The sequence below is a fragment of the Paenibacillus lacisoli genome, assembly GCF_030580655.1.
Lineage (GTDB): Bacteria > Bacillota > Bacilli > Paenibacillales > Paenibacillaceae > Paenibacillus > Paenibacillus lacisoli.
Window position 1 is genome coordinate 41055 of sequence record NZ_JAUQTB010000016.1, and the last position, 19462, is coordinate 60516.

General features: G+C 49.0%; 23 protein-coding genes and 1 pseudogene. 5 read left to right on the top strand and 19 right to left on the bottom strand.

Annotation, left to right across the window (positions count from 1 at the left end; translation table 11 throughout):
* From Q5741_RS18910 to Q5741_RS18960, 11 genes are all read right to left on the bottom strand, one after another.
* On the bottom strand, window positions 1-708 hold the full coding sequence (locus Q5741_RS18910; protein ID WP_305025681.1) for an MBL fold metallo-hydrolase: 708 nt from the start codon (window positions 706-708) through the stop codon (window positions 1-3).
* Window positions 708-1793 (bottom strand): hypothetical protein, encoded by a 1086-nt coding sequence (locus Q5741_RS18915; RefSeq protein ID WP_305025682.1) that lies wholly within the window; start codon window positions 1791-1793, stop codon window positions 708-710. The genes Q5741_RS18910 and Q5741_RS18915 overlap by 1 nt, the downstream gene beginning before the upstream one ends.
* Window positions 1794-3782, bottom strand: a complete 1989-nt coding sequence (locus Q5741_RS18920) for an AAA family ATPase (protein ID WP_305025683.1) — start codon at window positions 3780-3782, stop codon at window positions 1794-1796.
* Window positions 3779-4039, bottom strand: a complete 261-nt coding sequence (locus tag Q5741_RS18925) for a hypothetical protein (RefSeq protein WP_305025684.1) — start codon at window positions 4037-4039, stop codon at window positions 3779-3781. Before Q5741_RS18925 ends, Q5741_RS18920 begins: the two co-directional genes overlap by 4 nt.
* Before the next feature lie 88 nt (window positions 4040-4127).
* The gene (locus Q5741_RS18930; RefSeq protein ID WP_305025685.1) at window positions 4128-4367 is read right to left on the bottom strand and encodes a hypothetical protein; all 240 of its coding nucleotides are present in this window, start codon (window positions 4365-4367) and stop codon (window positions 4128-4130) included.
* Between the two features lie 124 nt (window positions 4368-4491).
* On the bottom strand, window positions 4492-4734 hold the full coding sequence (locus Q5741_RS18935; RefSeq protein WP_305025686.1) for a hypothetical protein: 243 nt from the start codon (window positions 4732-4734) through the stop codon (window positions 4492-4494).
* On the bottom strand, window positions 4731-5003 hold the full coding sequence (locus Q5741_RS18940; RefSeq protein WP_305025687.1) for a hypothetical protein: 273 nt from the start codon (window positions 5001-5003) through the stop codon (window positions 4731-4733). Before Q5741_RS18940 ends, Q5741_RS18935 begins: the two co-directional genes overlap by 4 nt.
* Window positions 5004-5013: 10 nt before the next feature.
* A complete protein-coding gene (locus Q5741_RS18945) occupies window positions 5014-5529 on the bottom strand; it encodes a helix-turn-helix domain-containing protein (RefSeq protein ID WP_305025688.1) in 516 nt (171 codons plus the stop codon).
* Between the two features lie 93 nt (window positions 5530-5622).
* Entirely contained in the window at window positions 5623-5868 is a 246-nt protein-coding gene (locus Q5741_RS18950) for a hypothetical protein (protein WP_305025689.1), read from the bottom strand.
* 22 nt (window positions 5869-5890) lie between these two features.
* Window positions 5891-6082 carry a hypothetical protein gene (locus tag Q5741_RS18955; protein WP_305025690.1) on the bottom strand — a complete coding sequence of 64 codons (192 nt, stop codon included), beginning with the start codon at window positions 6080-6082 and terminating at the stop codon, window positions 5891-5893.
* 85 nt (window positions 6083-6167) lie between these two features.
* The gene (locus tag Q5741_RS18960; protein WP_305025691.1) at window positions 6168-6371 is read right to left on the bottom strand and encodes a helix-turn-helix transcriptional regulator; all 204 of its coding nucleotides are present in this window, start codon (window positions 6369-6371) and stop codon (window positions 6168-6170) included.
* A 157-nt stretch (window positions 6372-6528) separates the two neighbouring features.
* On the opposite strand from Q5741_RS18960, the gene Q5741_RS18965 reads away from it, so the two are divergent.
* The 3 genes from Q5741_RS18965 to Q5741_RS18975 all read left to right on the top strand — a co-directional run bounded on the left by Q5741_RS18965 (window position 6529) and on the right by Q5741_RS18975 (window position 9499).
* Window positions 6529-6879, top strand: a complete 351-nt coding sequence (locus Q5741_RS18965; RefSeq protein WP_305025692.1) for a helix-turn-helix domain-containing protein — start codon at window positions 6529-6531, stop codon at window positions 6877-6879.
* Window positions 6880-7203: 324 nt separating this feature from the next.
* Window positions 7204-7827 carry an ImmA/IrrE family metallo-endopeptidase gene (locus Q5741_RS18970; RefSeq protein WP_305025693.1) on the top strand — a complete coding sequence of 208 codons (624 nt, stop codon included), beginning with the start codon at window positions 7204-7206 and terminating at the stop codon, window positions 7825-7827.
* A gap of 58 nt (window positions 7828-7885) precedes the next feature.
* Window positions 7886-9499 (top strand): recombinase family protein, encoded by a 1614-nt coding sequence (locus Q5741_RS18975; protein WP_305025694.1) that lies wholly within the window; start codon window positions 7886-7888, stop codon window positions 9497-9499.
* A gap of 17 nt (window positions 9500-9516) precedes the next feature.
* Here Q5741_RS18975 and Q5741_RS18980 read toward each other — a convergent pair.
* From Q5741_RS18980 to Q5741_RS19010, 7 genes and pseudogenes are all read right to left on the bottom strand, one after another.
* Window positions 9517-9720, bottom strand: a pseudogene (locus Q5741_RS18980) (manganese catalase family protein); the annotation flags it as partial.
* Between the two features lie 22 nt (window positions 9721-9742).
* Entirely contained in the window at window positions 9743-10021 is a 279-nt protein-coding gene (locus Q5741_RS18985) for a spore coat protein CotJB (protein WP_305025695.1), read from the bottom strand.
* Window positions 10018-10251, bottom strand: a complete 234-nt coding sequence (locus Q5741_RS18990; RefSeq protein WP_305025696.1) for a spore coat associated protein CotJA — start codon at window positions 10249-10251, stop codon at window positions 10018-10020. The genes Q5741_RS18985 and Q5741_RS18990 overlap by 4 nt, the downstream gene beginning before the upstream one ends.
* A gap of 181 nt (window positions 10252-10432) precedes the next feature.
* Window positions 10433-11812 carry a hemolysin family protein gene (locus Q5741_RS18995; protein WP_305025698.1) on the bottom strand — a complete coding sequence of 460 codons (1380 nt, stop codon included), beginning with the start codon at window positions 11810-11812 and terminating at the stop codon, window positions 10433-10435.
* 16 nt (window positions 11813-11828) lie between these two features.
* Window positions 11829-12965 carry a radical SAM/CxCxxxxC motif protein YfkAB gene (gene yfkAB / locus Q5741_RS19000; RefSeq protein ID WP_305025699.1) on the bottom strand — a complete coding sequence of 379 codons (1137 nt, stop codon included), beginning with the start codon at window positions 12963-12965 and terminating at the stop codon, window positions 11829-11831.
* Between the two features lie 152 nt (window positions 12966-13117).
* Window positions 13118-14218 (bottom strand): HD-GYP domain-containing protein, encoded by a 1101-nt coding sequence (locus tag Q5741_RS19005; RefSeq protein ID WP_305025700.1) that lies wholly within the window; start codon window positions 14216-14218, stop codon window positions 13118-13120.
* Window positions 14219-14330: 112 nt separating this feature from the next.
* Window positions 14331-15773 (bottom strand): bifunctional metallophosphatase/5'-nucleotidase, encoded by a 1443-nt coding sequence (locus Q5741_RS19010; RefSeq protein WP_305025713.1) that lies wholly within the window; start codon window positions 15771-15773, stop codon window positions 14331-14333.
* Between the two features lie 126 nt (window positions 15774-15899).
* Between Q5741_RS19010 and moaD the strand changes: the two genes are divergently transcribed.
* On the top strand, window positions 15900-16634 hold the full coding sequence (moaD, locus tag Q5741_RS19015) for a molybdopterin converting factor subunit 1 (RefSeq protein WP_305025701.1): 735 nt from the start codon (window positions 15900-15902) through the stop codon (window positions 16632-16634).
* Window positions 16635-16712: 78 nt separating this feature from the next.
* Complete coding sequence (locus Q5741_RS19020) at window positions 16713-17771, top strand: HD-GYP domain-containing protein (RefSeq protein ID WP_305025702.1); 1059 nt, start codon at window positions 16713-16715, stop codon at window positions 17769-17771.
* A gap of 285 nt (window positions 17772-18056) precedes the next feature.
* Here Q5741_RS19020 and sufB read toward each other — a convergent pair whose 3' ends face one another.
* A complete protein-coding gene (gene sufB, locus Q5741_RS19025; protein WP_305025703.1) occupies window positions 18057-19454 on the bottom strand; it encodes a Fe-S cluster assembly protein SufB in 1398 nt (465 codons plus the stop codon).
* Between the last annotated feature and the right edge of the window lie 8 nt (window positions 19455-19462).

Consider the following 19462-nt stretch of genomic DNA (forward strand, 5'->3'; position numbering starts at 1 on the left):
TCACCTTCCAGCTACAAATACGGGCTTGCCTGTCAGCGCCATGATCTCGCGCTTGAATCTGGCCTCGTCGCTGTTCCCGTCGCTCAGGTGTAGCAGGTGAATCTCCTGAACCCGGTGCAGGTCATTCGCCTTCAGGAACTCCTTGACGTTTTCGAGTGAGAAGTGGGATTTCATAACCCTTCCCTTCAGGACGGCCGGGATATAACCGGCAGCCACATTCCGGTACAAAATATCTGTGGAATAATTGCATTCAATCATGATGTGGGTCAGACCCTTGAACTTGTATTTCAAGTAATAGGTATCAGTGGCAAACAGCAGCTTGTCGCCCGCTGTATTCGCCAGCAGAAAGCCCAGCGGCTCCGCTGCATCATGTTGTACATCAAATGGTAGAATGGTCCAAGTCCCGATCTGGAAGGGCGTCTGGGCCGCCACCGGCCGCAGACGGTGCCCCAAGATATTCAGGGCGTCTGCCGTGCCTTGGCTGGTGTAGATGTTCATGCCGGCCTTCATCAGGTCTTTAATGGCCACGCTGTGATCTCCATGTTCATGGGAGACCAGGCAGCCGGCGATCTCGGAGAGCTTGAAGGCCAGCGCCTGCTGGATGCTCTTGTATTTCAATCCGGCTTCAAGCAGCAGGGGAGTCTTCCCATCAGTCACCCGATAGACATTCCCCGCACTGCTTGAGCCCAGGGAACGGATTTCAATCATCAGAAGCTGGGTCCGTTCCCATATACCATTTCCTCCTGGCCGCCCCCGTCCGGCTGGCCCTGTTCCAGATCCACTTCTGCAGGAGGCGGTACCGGCTCCTCTTCTTGCACCGGCTCACCGTCTATATCAATAACTTCGCTATTGGCGTTGGCGGCAATCTCGCGCCGCACCTCGGCTGCAGCTTCGTCCGTTGTCTCCTGGTAGGTCAGCTCGACAAAGGCGTTGCCGAAGTCTTTCGGAATCTTCTTGACCACGTTGTTCCGCATTTTGCGGATAATCATAGACTCTCGGCTTTGCGGTTCAGTCCAGGCCGGGCTGATGTATTGCTGCAGGTCCGGATCGTCCAGTGCAGCCAGCCCCAGACCCTTGGCTTTTTGCAGAACCTCCGACTTCTTAGCGTTGATCTGTTTTCGCTGCTCTGGCGTTGCCTTGTAGCGATCGGCACAGATGCCGAACGTCTCGTTCATCATGTTGTTGTTCATGTGAGCCAGCAGGTTCTTAACCACGTCTTCCCGCTCAGAAATGTGAAATTCCACCGTTCCGTCCGTCTTCATAATGGGATAAACGACGCGCACAATATCACCTTTGCCTTTCGGCATCCATGAAGGCGGCTTCACATCGAAGCCGGTATACTGCGGGTAGGTGAAATCGTCACCTTCGCGGATCAGCCAGAACTGACCCACCTTCTTCACGTCACGGCCGAAGCGGGACAGAATAGCGTCGTTGCCATCACCTTCAATACCCATCTCGATCTGCTTTTTCCAGACGGTTACTTCCTTCCCGTTCTCCTTCTTTTTGACCGAAACATTCCGGACTTGGAAGAACACTTCCCGCGGACTGGCAGCCGCATTCAGCTTAAGTGAAGCGGTCTGAATTAATATTTGGGTAATATTGCTTTTATCAAGTTGATCATCGTTCCAGCCGATACCTTTCGCGTCCAGCACGCTGTTGATGGCAGAAATCGCGTTAATCACGCAAGACTTCGAGTACTGGTCCATCTCAATCCCGTTACCGGTGAGCTGCCGCTCGATCATCGGAAAATAGTTATCATTGACTTTGGATAAAACAGTTGAGAAATCGTTCAATTAAATCGCCTCCTGAATGGGTAAATCATCATGTACAACACGAATTTTTTTGTCTGCCTCACTGACGACCAGGCGAATCACTTGGGCCTGCGTATCAATCAACTTGGTAACGGCCTCCGCGTTGTCCACAAAGATCGGAGCGGAAAAGCCGTAATGCTCACCTAATGTGTTGATAATATCTAGCCCAACGTTAATGCGGGCTGCGTTGTTCAGCCCCTTGTCGTAAGGGACGCCTTCATACAAGGTGTCGCAGACTTCCTCTTGTCCGCCATTGACCAGGTCTCTAAAGAGACGGAAGCGCGCATATTTGAATTTGCTATTGATCCGGTTCTCCAACAGCCCCGTCTTGGTGCGGGTGAACTCTTCCACCAGGAACAGCTCTTTTTGAAGCTGTTCGTGCTCGGCCGACAGCTGCCGTTCCTGCTGCTCAAGCTCATCGATGCGCTGCTGGGCTTTCTTCACCCCATCGAACTGGACTCGTCTGCGCTCGAGCGTTTCGATTTCAGTTCGCAGGCCCTGAATTTCGGTCCGTACCGCTGCTGCAGCTTCCTGCGCTGAAGAGGTCAACTGCTCGATCTCCTGCTGAATTACAGCTTTTTCCTGCTGAAGTTGCTGGTAGGAAGGATCGGCTGTCGGATCTTGCATACCGGCACGTAACTCCTGCAGTACACTCTCTGCATGGGTGAGATTTGTCTGTATGTCTGCAATCTGGTCACTTAATTGGCTCGTTTCCTGTTGCAGCTTGTCCGTGTTACTCTGCAGCTGCTTGATTTCTTCCACTAGCCCCTTGCCCTGCTTATTGATCACTTCCAGCCGCTCTGACTTTTTGAGATTGAATTGTTCCAGCGCTTTGGTGTGAGCTTCAGCAATTTGATCAGCTGGAAGGGCCTGTCCACAAGACGGGCAGTTCTCGTCATGTTGTTCGTCAAGCTGCTGGCCATTCTCAGCAGTCCAATCAGTACGCAGCCGAGCGGCCTCCCGTTCTTTCTGACTAATCGATGCTTCATTCTGTTTGATGCGGTGCTGATTGTCATCAATCTTCCGTCGGAGCTGATCCCGTTGCATGTGCAGCTGGTTCACCTCGTCGCGCTGAGCAGTCACCTTCTGAAGGACGCTCTCCTGGAGGCGGTTTTTAATATCCAGCAATTCGCCTTCAATCTCGCGCATCCGCTTCTGCTTTACTGAGACCTCTCCGCCGGTGACGATTCGAGACACTTCGGTCTCACGGCTCTCCAGCCGGTTCCGAAGGGTGTGCAGATCGGCCTCCAACTGCTCCTGATTCAGTCCGGATACGTCCGGCATATTCCGGTGAGCTTCGCTGATCCGGATCGGCAGCTCTTTGATTTCCTTATTGATGGCCGACATCCGAGCTACAATCACCATCCGGTGCTTCTCCAGCTCCCGGTCTCCCAGGATAGCCGGCAGTTCAGCAAGATCAGGGTTGCTATGGATGACCTCGGCATCCGTCAGGTCGCCGCAGACATCCAGCAGCGTCTGCCGCCGCTTCTTCTTGTCCAGCTGCTCGTTAAAGAAGGATGGGCTGGTCAAAAGCTTGAAGAGGTCTTCTTGGATGATGGCATCGATCTCGGCCTTGTAATCTTTCTCCTTCTGCGGCACCCCATCCACGTAGTAATCCGTGGTATGGCCGGTGTGCTCTTCAGTCACTGCGCCGCGCTTGCGGGTCCATTTTTCACTGAACACTCTGCGGAATGTCCGCCGTACACCGTCGATCAAGAAGACCCCCTCGACTTCGTGTTCCAATTTGTGCTGAAGGACTCGCCCGGTAGTATCCAGGCCTTTAATCTCAAAATCTGTCCGGTTCTGGCTGTCCTTGCCGAACATCAGCCAGATGAAGGCATCAAACAAGGTTGTTTTCCCTGTCGCGTTGTCCCCAAAAGCGGATACGTTCCCCTGTTGGGTTGTAAGGGTGAACTCGCGAAAGCCTTTAAAATTTCGGAGTGTCAGTTGTTCCAATATCATGGATCTCATAGCGTTCCCTCCTCCATGGACTGCTGGGCTTCAGCATGCAGTATCTGCTGCTGATCCGGCGTTTCTGGATATGAAATGGCACTCAGGTGCTCCCGGATCGGATACTCAATCTCGGCCAACTGCTCATTGCTGAGATAGAGTTCAATGACCTGCGCCCCTGCCCTGATGCACAGAGCTGGCGGCGTATACGTCATTGACGGCCTCAGCTCAACTTCGATACGTTCATTCGATAATTCCAAAGATATGGCAGTTCCCATAGACTCCTCCTTGTGTTGAGCCGGCCACCATGATAAGATGGCCGTGATATTTGATTGTCAAAGTTCTTAGATGACCCGTTGCCGCGGGTCATTTTTCATGTTCATCGTGTTCTGCGATTTGCTTGTATTCGATCAGCACAGGGGCGTTCTCGATGCAGGCGATCAAGCAACCCTCTTCGTTCAACACATGATATTCGGAGTGAATGCGGTCTTCATATTCAGCACCTGCCTGCTTGATTTCGATAATCTCCTGGCCATCCAACTCTGTGCCGACTTCAAAAATGCGGGTTGGATTTGAGATCACTGTGATTCGATGAATAAGCTCCATAGCAATGCTCCTTTCGTATGTATTAATGCGTCAGCCGCATCTTCGACCCTCGAACGGGAGAATGGTTAGATACCGTCCGGTGGTCGAAGACAAGGCCGACAGGCCTGTCCGTTCCGAAAAAGCATTATGCTGTGCGTAGCCGCTCCATTTCCTTAAATGTAAGCAGCGCTTCTTCCGGAGAAAGCAGCTGCAAGAGATGCGCAGCTTTACGCCATTTCCGAAATAGATCGTCACGTTCTTTCCAGAGCTTTTGAAACTCTGGCGTGTCCATAGGCTTGTCCTGCTGCAGCATATCTTGCACAGCTGCCGTGTTGGCGGCCATGGCATTCGAGCAGTCAACCATCTGTTCGGCGATTTGCTGAGTCATACCGTCTCCCCCTTGCGCTCCATACGGTGTGACGATACAATAGACAACACGAGACCTTTTAAGCGAGTTCTCAAATGAAGCGTCCGGCCTTCCCGCCGGGCGTTTTTTATTTCCTGTTCCGCGAACTGCTTCATGGTGATCAAGTACGCCTCTGCTTCGCCAATCTTTCCTGGCAGCATCTTCTCCGGATTCAACCGAATGACCTGAAGATTATGTCTGGCGTGTTTTCCCGCCTGTACTGCGTCAGCAATTAGCTGCTTTCTATCCATTTTCATGACCTCACTTGATATATTTTTTGGATTTCAGATCAGCTCGGTGTTCCTTCCAGACTCCGAACCAACTGAAGGTGTATTCCTTGCAAAGAACAGCAACCAAGTGCGTTAGAGCGGTTATGGCCTCCACGGCCTCCATGATCAGCCGTTTGATCATCTTGCGCTCTGCTTCCGTGAGCTGATCTGACCGCTTACTGATCGGTGCCTCGCCTGATAGTGTCAAGACTTCCTTCATTTCCTCCACACTTTTGAACAGCACACTCGCTCTATGTAAGTCCACATTGTCGAGCCAGGGAGCAAACGCCCCGCCGGTGACTTCTCCCGCTGCGGCTATGTACAATTGGCCGTCGTCGTAATGCTCTGCAGTACTTCGCATCACTTCCTTGGAGGGTCGGCGGGTCCCATTAATGATCTTTCCAATAAGCGTCGCATCCACATGAGCTGCTTCGCCGGCTTTGTTTCTTGTTTCTCCTCTCCGCTTCATAACTTCCTGAAGGTTAGGACCGAATTGTCCGATTGACATGTTAAAAACCGCTCCTTTGTCCGGATTGAATAATGAATGTGGACAGAGGGTTGATGTAATATGAAGTTGTAGTTGTTCTCCCCAAAAATCCCCTCACTGCCCGCCGTCTGCCGGTACCGCCCGGCGGGTTTCTTCTACTCGCTTCTGCAACTCAATCGCTGCACTTCTGATTGATTCCAATTCATGAACAGGTATTAAATGAACGTTTACAGCTTGCCGGCCTGTCTGGAGCGTTTTATCAATGGCTTCGTCCAGGCTCAGATTTTGCAAGAGCATGCGATTAACGACACCTGCTACGCAGCAGCTTCTTGAATTGCTTTTAATCCATTGGAAGTTCATATGCTTGTCCTCCATCGGAAGCCTAATCGGCTTCACTTTTAGGCTTCATGTCATTGATGATTGCCCAACCTTTAGCGTGCATTTCAAAAATCACTTTCCTAATTTGCTCAGGTGTCTTTGCAACGAAGTCATCGCAGATTTGAACAGTTGTTTCACCGAACTGGTAGGTCTCAATAACATTCCCTTCCGGCAAAGGCTTCTTCTGATTAGGCATTCGCACATCCCTCCCAGAGATATGTTTATGCGGTTCAATCAGTGGGACAGCCATTAAAAATCCACCTCCTTTCAATATAAAAATGTTACTTTAAGGAACATTTTTCTTCAAAAAAATATTCCCATGGAAAACTTAAAACCCTAGCAATTGATTTCGCAGCCTTCACTGACGGTGTTTTGATCCCATTTTCAATATTTGTATAATAGCTGCGAGATATCCCCGCCTCGTTTGCTACACTATCATGTGTTTTAGAAGCAGTTTCGCGAGATTGCTTAAGCCATTCCCTCATATCATCACCTCTTTGTTCCTTTAAGTAACTTTATGTATCTAATATATGTTACTAAAAGGAACAAGTCAAGGTTTTTTAATACTTTAAGGAACATTTATTTAAAGTTTCTTTTGGGAACATTATAATGGACGTATTCCTAGAGAAGTTGGTGTTCAATATGGAGATATTCTCAAAAAGATTAAAAGCAGAAAGAGAAAGAAAAAAATCCACTGACTCCAAGTGGACTCAGGGCTATGTTGCCGATGTAATTGGTGTAGCGCGTCCTACTTATACTGCTTATGAGAATGGAACAAAACAACCACCATTAGAAACACTAAACAGGATTGCTGATTTATTTGACGTCTCTCTTGATTATTTGCAAGGACGATCAGTCTCCAGAGTCACTTCTGGAGGAAGTGCTTACTTAGATGGTGGTAAGGACTGGACCGATGAAGAGAAAGCAGTTGCCGATGCTGCTATTCAAGCATGGCGGGAAATGAAAAAGAAACAACGAGAAGAAGAGGGCTGATACGGTGATCTTTCTTATTGTAATGATTTTAATCTTTTTACTATTCGGGAGATCACTGAAGAACCTCCTTACATTTGCCTTCATTACTGCTTTCGGTTATGTAATTTGGGAGTATGCTTGGTGGGGTAAAATTATAGACATTATGATTATTCTAGCCTTTTTATATGCAGCACTTTCAGGATATAAAAAGAGAATTTCTGACCGCAGAAACCAATATAAGCAACAAAGAATTGATGACTAAACCTTTATTAAAGGAGCCTGAAAAGGCTTTTCTTTTAGCCTCAAAACAGAACATACGTACTATTATTTGAGGGGAATCAGAAAATGCTTCCATACTATAAACCAACAGATACTGAATACCTTATATGCGACCTATATCAAACCCTTGATATCAATCATCCACATGAGATGGATATTGAATTAATAGCTGCCTTATGGGGTGCGGACATCATATATTATAAGGGTAAACCTAAAGCACATTGGGATGAATATGGTAGTGTTATCTTTCTGAATCAATTTGACTCCAGTCTTAAACAAAGAGCCGACTTCTTCCATGAACTTGGACATATTGCTCGTCATGAAGGACACCAAGATGATTTGCCGGATCTATACGTTGAGCTGCAAGAACTGCAGAGCTGGCATTTTGCACTGATATCCGCAATCCCATATTATTTGCTCCCTACTCCACTCGAAATGACATGGAGCGAATACGTCGGGCTTCTGGCCGAAGAATTTCGTGTACCAGTTGAGTTTGCAGCAGAACGGGTAGATCAAATCTCTTCTCGTCTGGACGAGGAATATCACTACTACCGTGAAGATACCGATTTGATGAGAAGTAAGATTGAGAGTGCTGTGTTGATGTTTCGATCGCGGCCACCGGGTCCATCTCAGGAAACTACCCGGCTGCTAACACAGCTCAAGTATCAAACAAGGGGCACTGCGAAATAAAGTACATAACGGCATCTATCAGAGCATAGTAATTACTAGAGTAAGGAGGACATACATTATGGCTAACGATCTGTATTCTAAAACTGTTAATCACCAACAGGGTAACTTTTGCATGTATCTGCGTAAATCGCGAGCTGACATAGAAGCTGAGAATCGCGGCGAGGGAGAGACTTTCGCAAGGCACGAACGAAACCTGTTTGAATTAGCCAAACGCTTGAAGATTAATATTAAAGAAGTTTACCGTGAAATTGTATCCGGGGAAACCATAGCCCAAAGACCAGTAATACAACAGGTTTTGCAAGAAGTTGAAGACGGCCTTTGGAATGGCGTACTTGTCATGGAGATTGAGCGTCTTGCTCGTGGGGATACCATTGATCAAGGGATTATTGCTCAGACTTTCAAATTTAGCGATACCAAAATCATTACACCTGTTAAAACCTATGACCCGGATAATGAATTTGATGAGGAGTACTTTGAGTTTGGACTCTTCATGTCACGCCGGGAGTATAAAACAATTAACCGTCGGCAGCAAAGGGGCCGTAGAGATTCAGTTTCAGAAGGCAAATATATCGGTAATCATAGCCCATATGGATATGAGCGAAAAAAGCTTGAAAATGAGAAAGGGTTTACGCTGAAACCACATCCGGAACAGGCTCCGATCATCAGGATGATTTTTGATATGTATATAAACCAAGGATTGGGAACCGCCTTAATCGCCAGGAAGCTCAATGATCTTTCCATCCCTACAGCTCGCAATAGCGTCTGGACAGTGGCAACAATTAATGGGATTATACGCAACCCGGTTTATTATGGTGTAATAGCATGGAGACGTAGGCCTGAGAAAAGAACACGTAAAAATGGTATTCTATCTAAATCACGTCCTCGAGTGGATCCGAGTGAATGGCTTGTAGCCGAAGGAAAACATGAAGCAATTATTACAAAGGAAATGTGGGATAAAGCACAGGAAATATTAAAGAGCCGCTCACACGCCCCTGCTCCTGCCGGTATAATTACCAATCCACTTGCAGGACTTATTCGATGCGGTAAGTGCGGCAGACAAATGGTACGACGACCCTATACAAGAAATAATCAGGCACCATCTTTAATTTGCAATCTTTCAACTTGTGACAATATAAGTTCTCCTTTTGAATTGGTAGAAGAACGTATCTTGGAAGGCTTACAAAAATGGTTAGTAGACTACCGAGCAGAGTGGGAATCGAACAAACCTCTTACTGCTATCAACTCGGAAGACACGCTTAAAACGAAAGAACTTATAGTAAAGAATCTGGACAAGAAACTATATGAACTTCACGAACAAAATAACAACCTACACGATCTATTAGAACGTAAGATATACACGGTTGAAACTTATCTTGAGCGATCACAAAGCCTCTCCCAGCGAATTAGAGAAGCCGAGGATACCCTAAGGAATGCAGCAGCTGATCTTGAAATAGAACATAAACGCCAAAAAGCAAAAGTAACCATCATTCCTAATGTTGAGCGAGTCTTGGATACCTATCCTAAAACAGATGATCCTGCCAAGCGTAATGAGCTGCTTAAATCAGTTCTGGAGATGGCGGTATACAAAAAAACTGTCCGTGGTCATTGGAGCCGACCGGACAGCATTCATAAATTCGATCTTAAGTTATTTCCAAAGCTCCCCCGAGCTTGAGATAATGAACGATAACTTAGATGTGCAGATTCCTCGGTGCCGATATCATTGAGCAGACCAATCACCTTATCCGGTATGGTGTACCGCTGATTCAGATATCGCAGGGCAGCAGCCAGTTCACCATCGGCACCGCCGTACTGCTCAAGCAGCAGTTTCGCCATGTGGGGATCACATTTGCTGACCCGTACTGGGTACTGCAGCTTTTTCTCATAAATCCACATGCATTTCCCTCCTCTTCGTCAGCTATACCTGCCAAGGCCAAGGGCTCTGGCTCCATTCCCACGGACACTTGGAAAACGCATGACCAAAATGCATCAGCGGTCCATAGAGAAGCTGAAACTGATTGGCTACCTTCATTCTCTCCTGGGTAAACTGGTTATACTGCTCAATGGCTTTGAGATCGTTGGGATGCGTATCCAGATACAAATTAAGCTCTACCAGCACAAAATCCAGCGTCTGCAGCTGCTCCAGCAGCTGATAATACTGCTCATCACACGGCACCGGCTTACCTGCTTCCATCATACGCCCTCCTCCTCTTGCCGCGGTCCGGCCGGTGCCGGATAAGGGCTGTAGAAGGCAGGCCACAGCGTTCCCAGCCTTAATGCCTCCTGTGGACTGAATTGCGGAAGGCCTGGCGGCTGGAATCGGACGAACAGATTTGGCGGCACGTTATACGTCTTGATCCGAATCGGGGGGCAAGGATCAAACGGACCTACAAAAGGTGCATACTCCCGAAATTGCGAAGGCTGCATAACAGGGTCCTCCTTTACTCATTCTGACTTTATAACATGCATATGAGGAAAGGGCCCGATTTCGAACCAGATTTTGTAGAAAACAAAAACTCCCTGCCGCCGCATAACTGGCAGCAGGGAGCTCCGTTTGTCCACCCGATTGTGCTTATGTAATTCTACAATTCCATAAGTCCATGAGATGCTAATCGGTCAGCGCCGTGTTCTCCTCCAGATTCTCTTCATTCTCCTGTTCAGCTCCGAGGCGCATGCCCGGTGTCCGGTGAATGACCACACGCATAATACGAAGGCGTGAGGCTTCACCCACCTCGAAGATTACACCAGCATGTTCGACCTTTTTACCCTTGGCAGGGTTGCCCTCTAACTCCTTGAACAGCCACCCTCCAATCGAATCGACCTCATCGTCTTCAATCGCGATGCCGGTCAGATCATTCACGTCCTCAATAAGCATCCTGCCGTCTACGGAAATCGTATCTTCATTAATTTCGACACTCGGACGCTCATCCTCGAATTCATCGTAGAGATCCCCTACAATCTCTTCAAGGATCTCTTCTGCTGTCAGCAGGCCCGCTGTACCGCCATACTCATCGACCACCAGCGTCAGCTGGGAATGCTTGCTTTGCATGAGACGCAGCACATGACTGACCTCCATCGATTCCGGCACATTGAGGATCGGACGCACCAGGGAAGCGAGATCCTGCTGCTTGTCCGGATCGGCGAGCAGCAGGTCGGTAATATGAATGAAGCCGACAATCTGGTCCTTATCCTCGAAAGCCACCGGGTACCGCGAGTGTTTGGTCTCGCTGATAATCCGCAGGTTCTCTTCCAGCGGCAGATTGGTATACAGACAGTCCATATCCGTTCGGGGCAGCATAATCTCACGAGCAAGGAGATCCGAGAAATCGAAGATGTTATCCATCAGCTTGATCTCGTCCTTATCGATAACGCCGCTCTTCGCACTCTGATTCATTAGAATCCGGATTTCCTCCTCCGAGTGAGCCGCTTCCGCCTCACTGGCAGGCTGAATACCGAAGATGCGCAGCAGACCGTTGGCCGATGCGTTCAGCACCCAGATTACCGGCAGAAACACCCGGTAGAACAGCAGCAGCGGAGCAGACAGCCCTAGAGCGACCCCTTCTGTTTTCTGGATCGCCAGTGATTTTGGCGCAAGCTCCCCCAGTACGATATGCAGGAAGGTAATTACACAGAAGCCAATTACGACGGATACCGTAGTAATAATCCCCTGATCCTGTACACCCAGACGGTACATCAGCGGCTCCACGAGCAGCTCGGATACCGCAGGTTCACCGAGCCAGCCGAGTCCCAGGGATGTCAGCGTAATACCCAGCTGGGTGGCTGACAGGTACGCATCCAGCTTACGGTTTACGGTTAATGCGTAGCTCGCCAGCTTATTGCCTTCCGACTGCAGCTGCGTGAGCCGGGAATGCCTTACTTTGACCAATGAGAACTCCGCAGCGACAAATACACCGTTCAGGAAAACCAATAATAAGACCAAAAACAAATTTAGAAATAGCTCTCCGGGGTGAAATTCGGTATGCGACAATTGGGATTCCCCATTTCTATAGTGTTATGGCTTTCCTTGTTTTGAAATCGACCCCTTTGTAGTACATATCCTGTACGAGCAGGTTAGGGCCGCAGCAGCCGGCTGCATCACAATGGCAGTTCACCGTCTGGTTCAACGGGTGGCGGTCTCTCCATTCTGCAAAAATATCGTCCAGCCGGTCCTCACGAATGTTACCGAATGACGGGATGTCAGCGAAATCTGTTACATATACGTTTCCCGTAAACATATTCACGTTCACCCGGTTTCGTCCATCCGGATCGTTACGGACCGTAACCATAGGTTCCGCATGCAGACGACGGATCAGCTCCAGATCCTCAGCCCTGCTGGAGCATGCGAAGAACGGCAGTGTGCCGAACAGCATCCACATGTCCGGATCCCGGACATCCAGCAGACCATGAATCGCACGGCGCATATCGTCCAAAGAGAGAACCGGCAGGGAGGAAGCGAAGTTGGAGGCATACATCGGATGTACCTCATGGCGCTGGCAGCCCATTTCACGGACCAGCTGATGAATACCGTCCAGTTTCTCATGCGTCCGGTAATTAATCATCGTCTCTGCTGAAATGAACATGCCCATCTCGCTTAACCGTCGTGCGTTCTCCATCATCTTGTCGTACATACGCGCAGCGACATCCCGGGAAACCGGGCGGCCTGTATTTGCGAAACCAACCGTATGGAAATCATCCGCATTCAGATAATTGAATGAAATATGCATGACATCCAGGTAGGGAAGCAGCTTCTCGTATCTGCCAATGTCGAGCGTCAGGTTGGAGTTGATCTGTGAACGGATTCCCCGTTCCCTTGCATATTTCAGGAGCGGGACGATAACTTCATCCACCGTTTTTTCCAGCATGGAAGGCTCCCCGCCTGTCAGACTGATCGTCTGCAGATGCTCTACCTCATCAAGTCTCTGAAGCATCTGGGACAGCGGAAGGAACGGAGCCTCCTTCATCGTCAGCATATCGCCGACTGCGCAGTGCTCACAGCGCATATTGCATAAATGCGTAACCGTCATTTCCACACTGGTCAGTACATGCTTGCCATGTACACGCAGTGAGCCAATCGGATCCCAGGGATCGTTGCTCGGGGAAAGGGGCTGCACGGGAAAACTATTTTCTTGTAAAACCGTCATTCTGTTCACCTTTTTCTTAATATTAACCTAAATTGATGTCGTTATTATCATAACATGCTCCAAGTAAAACAGCACCCGGATCACCTCCATCGTCTCGGGGTTCTCCAGGTGCGGTGTCAGGCCTCCAATGTCATCAGGCCTTAGGCAGCAGCCTATCCTCGCTGCAGCATTTCATTATGTATGCCGGGAATATCAGTAATAATAATGGACAGTGCTGTCGATAAATCGATTTCGTATGGCGGCACTTCCTGACCGTTCCGGTCCTTGAATACCCGGATCACCGGCCGCTGCGGGATCTGGTGATGGATGCGGACCACGACACCGGTCTCACCTGTACTTAGTGTAACCGTCAATCCCAGCGGATAAATCGCAACACAATCTCTGAATCGTTCCAGCATGCTCTGTTCATACAGCGTCCCTGAGCCGGCGTACAGACTCTCGACTGCCTTATGCGGCAGCAGACCAGGGCGATACACACGGTTAGCTGTCATGGCATCGTAGGAATCAGCGAGGGCCACCCACTTGGCATACTCATGGATCTCGTCCTTCTTGAATCCGTTTGGATATCCGCTGCCATTCAGGCGTTCATGGTGCTGCAGCGCGCAGACCGCAGACACGAGCGGGATCCCGGGCTCACTCCGCAGAATCTCAAAGCCAATCTTCGTATGTGCCTGAACATGCTTGAATTCCTCATCCGTCAGCTTGCCGGGCTTCTGCAGGATGTGGGAAGGGATCTGCATTTTCCCGATATCGTGAAGCAGTGCACCGAGCCCCAGCTCTAGGAGCTGTTTCTTGTTGTAGCCATTCGCCAGGCCAAGCACCAGCGTGTACAGACAGACGTTAAGCGAATGATCAAAAAGGCTGAAATCCGTTGATTTCATATCCTGAAGCATAATCATCGTATCATCCCTGCTTCCGATGTCATCCAGTATAGACTCCATCATTTGGCCAAATGCCGCTCCAAGGTGATAGGCACGATTGCTTACAAATCCCTTGGGAACCATATTAAATTCCCTCTTGATCACAGATAATGCCTTTAGACGGGTCTCCTCATGAATAAGCTCCGGCACATGAACGTCCTCTGTCAATGCATCTTCTATATAGATGTAGCCGATTCCCAACTGGCAGAGCCGTGAGATTAACTTATCAGTCAGTTCCACACCCGCTGCCAGCAGGACCAGCCCATCTTCAGTATATATTTTTTTGCCCAGCTTCATGCCGGATTGCAGTGACGTAACTGGTACTAGACGCAAACTAAACCCTCTCCCTCTGACGCCATGGATGACTGATGATCCATCTTGTGTCGGTCTTTCGCTCGATATAAACATGGATCTGAAAGAGAATTCCGCTTACACTGCAATAGGGTTATTCCTTCCGTTCCATCCAGCGCTGCTCAAAACACTGTTCCAATGCCAATGGCCGTTTCAGTTCCTCTTCCAGCAGGTTGCCCAAAAACTCGGGCAGGCGCAGAGAAACATCCCTCCCCTTGGCCAGCTCCTCATAACCCACCTTGAAAGTAAACATATCCAGCGTCCCAATCAGATAGCTGCCTTCATCCTGCACAACCTGTCCCTGAATGGTTATCTCCGTTATTTTATCATAGGAAGGGCGATTTTCGTCATATTTTATCTGTATGCCATCGACACATATCGACCCAAGGACTTTGCCGCGGAAACCAAAGCCAATAATCGCGCGATCCGTGAATTCTGGGAGGAGGCTCTCCTCAAGGGTTCGTCGCAGTTCTCTTCCGGTCAGCAGCATGGTACAGGTGTTGATAGGCGAAGGACACAGCTGATGCAAAAGCCCTTTACTCACGTCTCCCTCCGGCAGAGGACCAAGCAGCTGCCCTGCATTGACTACGGAAGCAGGAGCACCTGTAAAATGGCGGACAGCCTGGGCAAGCAGATTGCCGAATGGAGATTCCCGTCGCGTATTCACAGGCAGTTCCCGGTCCGTAATTACGATCGTGCCTGACAGGGCCTGCTCTGCCTGCTGGCGATGGGTCAGCAGCGCAGCTGTTACGTTCTCCTCCAGCAGATCAGGCACCACTTCCAGGCAGGTGCCCTGTACCAAGCGGTATGACGCCGCCCCGCCTGCTTTCTCCAGCGTCATGGTCCCCAGCCAGCGGCCGAACTTGCCGGCTGCCCCGATCACAGTGCTGCCGGCAATCAGCGGGTCCTGCAGCAAATGATGAGTATGGGCGCCCAATATGACATCAATGCCCGATATGCTGCTGCTGATCTTCTGGTCAGACGATAGCCCGAGGTGGGACATCACAACAATCAGGTCCACCTGACCCCGAATTTCCCGGACCTGGCGGGCAAGGGTCTCATATGGATTTAGCGTGCTCCAGCCCAACAGCTCATAGAACGTGCTAAAAGGAGCTGTAGCTCCGAGCAGGCCGATTTTAATTCCATTTTTATCGATAATGGCATATTCCGACATCCATGACGGCGTTTTGCCCGTTGACAGTTCTACGAAATTTCCGCAGACGACAGGGCATTGAATCCCCGCATAAGCCAGCTGAAGCTCCTCCGGAGTGAAGGTCAGCCCTTCGTTGTTACCAATCGTTATGGCATCATATCCAGTCAAATTCAATATATCGACGTTGGCACTGCCCATAGTACCCTCGGTCTCTACAGCTGCACGATCCATATGATCGCCGATATCCAGCACGAGAACCGGACCGGCAGCCTTCGTCTTCTCAGCTTCTATCATGGCAGCAAGGGAAGGAACATGTTCGAAGTGACTGTGAATATCGTTAGTATGCAAAATGGTAAGGGTCTCAGGTGCTGTATTCATCTCAATTCCCTCCTTATAGAAATGTAGAGCTGTAAATCCACCCCTTAGCATAACATTTTCAGAACGATTGTGGTATATTGTAGGGGTTTATAATCGGTTATAGCTATTCATACACACATGAGGTGAAGTCACTTGAAGCTGCTTATTCATCTATTCGCCGGACTTGCTGAACGGATCGGCAGTTCCCGTCTTGAATTCCAATACCCAGATACAGCCTGTACAGCAGGCAGTCTAAAAACAAAGCTCGCTGAACAATATCCTGATGCGGCTTCCCTCATCCGTACTTCGTTCGTTGCTGTTAATCAGGAGTACACACCTGACGCTGCACCGCTTAAGGAAGACGACGAGATCGCTCTCATCCCGCCCGTTTCCGGAGGCAGCGGAACAGATCCTGACCAGCCCGTTGACCATATAACAGAGGATGGTATGTATGTCATCACCTATCTGCCTCTCTCGGTCGAAGAGGTGACGGGTAAAGTCATTACAGCCAATCACGGGGCTTCCATCAGCTTCGTCGGAACCACCCGGGAAATGACCGGCAATCAGCGAACCGTCCATCTGGAGTACGAGGCATACATCCCTATGGCCCTCAAGCAGATGTCTCTGATCGGATCCGAAATCTTCAGCCGCTGGCCGGGTACGCGCTGTGCAATTTCCCATCGTCTGGGCATCGTAGATATTGCCGGTATCAGTGTCATTATTGCCATCTCAGCTCCCCATCGTGATACCTGTTACGAGGCGAGCCGTTATGCGATTGAGAGATTGAAGCAGACGGTCCCGATTTGGAAAAAGGAAATTTGGGAGGATGGTTCGGAGTGGAAGGGTCATCAACTAGGACCATGGGACCCAACTGTAGATCTTTTGTAGTAAAATGTCGTTGTAATCCCATAATTTTCTTGGTAAAATATTCTCACTAACTGACTCGCGTAAAAGGTGGTTGTAAGATTGAGAATACATGTGACCGATGCTAAACCCGGGGATATCCTGCAAAGCGACACCTACAATTCATTCGGACTGCTTATATTAGGCAAAGGCACAGAATTGAAACCGGATGACCTGGCCAAGTTCCTTCAACACGGAATTGACTACATTGATGTTGATACAGGTATGGAATCCTCATCTTCTGGTTCAGATCTCGATGATGACGCTTTCTTAATCGAATCATACAGCCGCGTCAAACCTCTTTTTCTGGAAGCCTTTGATACGTTTGAGGCTATGTTTGTGGAAGCCGCACAAACAGGGGTATTTGATGAATATATTGTTACCGCAGCGATGATGCCGTTAACCACAGAGTTAAATAATCATCGCGACGTGGTGTCCCTGCTGCTGCTGTTGGACAAGCGGGATGAATATACCTACAAGCATTCCCTCCAGGTAGGCGTATTGTCTTATTATATCGCACTCTGGATGGGATACAGTCAGGAAGAAGCATATGTCATTGGCAAGGCAGGATATATGCATGATATCGGCAAGAGCATGATTCCTCCCGCCATTCTCAATAAGCCGGGCAAACTTACACCTGATGAATACGAAGAGATGAAACGCCATGCACAGCTGGGGTATGATATTATCCTGAATTCAACCAATGATGAGATCAGCGCACTCGTTGCTCTGCAGCATCATGAACGCGAGGATGGCAAAGGTTATCCGCACGGGCTCGTAAAAGAACAAATTCATCCTTATGCGCGGATTGTTGCGGTAGCGGATGTATACAGTGCCATGAGCTCTAATCGGGTCTATCAGAACAAGCAGGAGCTGCTCTCTGTCCTGCGTGAATTGTACCAATTAAGCTTTGGACAGCTGAATGCTGAAGTGACACAGGCCTTTATTCGTCATATGCTGCCCAACTTTATCGGCAAACGCGTACTGCTCACGAACGGAGAATCCGGCGTCATTATACATAATAACGCGATTGATTATTTTAGACCGCTGGTCCAGACCGAGAGAGGATTTGTCGACCTGGCGAGCGAACGTTCCTTGGCCATTGATGAAATTTATATGTAGTGGTTAAATAGCACGAACAACGGACCCTGACTGCCTTGGCAGCAGGGTCCGTTGTTTTGAAAATCAATATGGACGATCGCCCTTATGTTAAACGAAAAGCTTGGCTCTTTAGCATTTCAAGTCCGGTGGCAAAAAATGTGTGAAACGTGCTTAGAACAGCGATAGCTTATTAATAAAAGAAGGCGAACTTAAAAAGTTCGCCTTCTTCATTGGGACTCAAATCTGAATCGGCACGAAATCGGCACGATTATTTATATTACCCGCTAAACCCTAGATGTTAAAGGCTTAACCGATACTTCCTTCCATTTCGAACTTGATGAGACGGTTCATCTCAACCGCGTACTCCATCGGCAGTTCCTTCGTGAACGGCTCGATGAAGCCCATAACGATCATCTGCGTGGCTTCTGCTTCGCTCAGACCGCGGCTCATCAGGTAGAAGAGCTGGTCTTCCGACACCTTGGACACGGTTGCTTCGTGCTCCAGGGTGATGTTGTCATTGAAAATCTCGTTGTACGGAATTGTATCCGAAGTCGACTGATTATCCAGAATCAATGTATCGCACTTGATATTAGATTTAGCACCTTCCGCCTGACGGCCGAAGGAAGCCAGACCACGGTAGGTTACTTTACCGCCATGCTTACTGATCGATTTCGATACGATCGTAGAAGTGGTATCTGGTGCAAGGTGGATCATTTTCGCACCAGCATCCTGATGCTGACCTTTACCTGCTACTGCGATGGACAGTACCATACCTTTGGCGCCACGGCCTTTCAGTACGACTGCAGGGTATTTCATGGTCAGCTTGGAACCGATGTTGCCATCGACCCATTCCATTGTCGCATTCTCTTCTGCAACTGCACGCTTCGTAACGAGGTTGAAAATGTTCGGCGCCCAGTTCTGGATCGTTGTATAACGCACACGTGCGTTCTTCTTTGCAATGATCTCAACGACCGCACTGTGCAGGGAGTTCGTGCTGTAGATCGGCGCTGTACAGCCTTCTACGTAGTGTACGAAGCTATCCTCATCAGCAATAATCAGCGTACGCTCGAACTGACCCATGTTCTCGGAGTTAATGCGGAAGTACGCCTGCAGCGGAATTTCACATTTTACACCTTTGGGTACGTAGATAAAACTTCCGCCGGACCATACAGCACTATTCAATGCAGCAAATTTGTTGTCCGCTGGCGGTACTACCGTTGCGAAATACTCCTTCAGAATCTCCGGGTGCTCTCTCAGAGCTGTGTCTGTATCCATGAAGATCACGCCCTGATCTTCCAGGTCCTTCTGCATGTTGTGATAAACAACCTCAGATTCATACTGGGCAGATACACCGGCCAGGAACTTCTGTTCCGCTTCAGGAATACCCAGCTTGTCGAAGGTTTCCTTGATTTCAGCAGGAACCTCTTCCCAAGTCTTGCCCTGCTTCTCCGAAGGTCTTACATAGTACTGAATGTCGTTAAAATCCAGTTCACTCAGATCTCCGCCCCATTCCGGCATGGACATCTTCTCGAACTGCTTGAGGGATTTCAGACGGAAGTCCAGCATCCACTCGGGTTCGCCTTTAATTTTGGAGATTTCCTTAACAATTTCAGGCGTCAGACCTTTACCAGTCTGGAAAATCGCTTTATGTTCATCACGGAAGCCATATTTATACTCTTCCATTTCAGGTGCTTTTTTAGCCATGATAATAC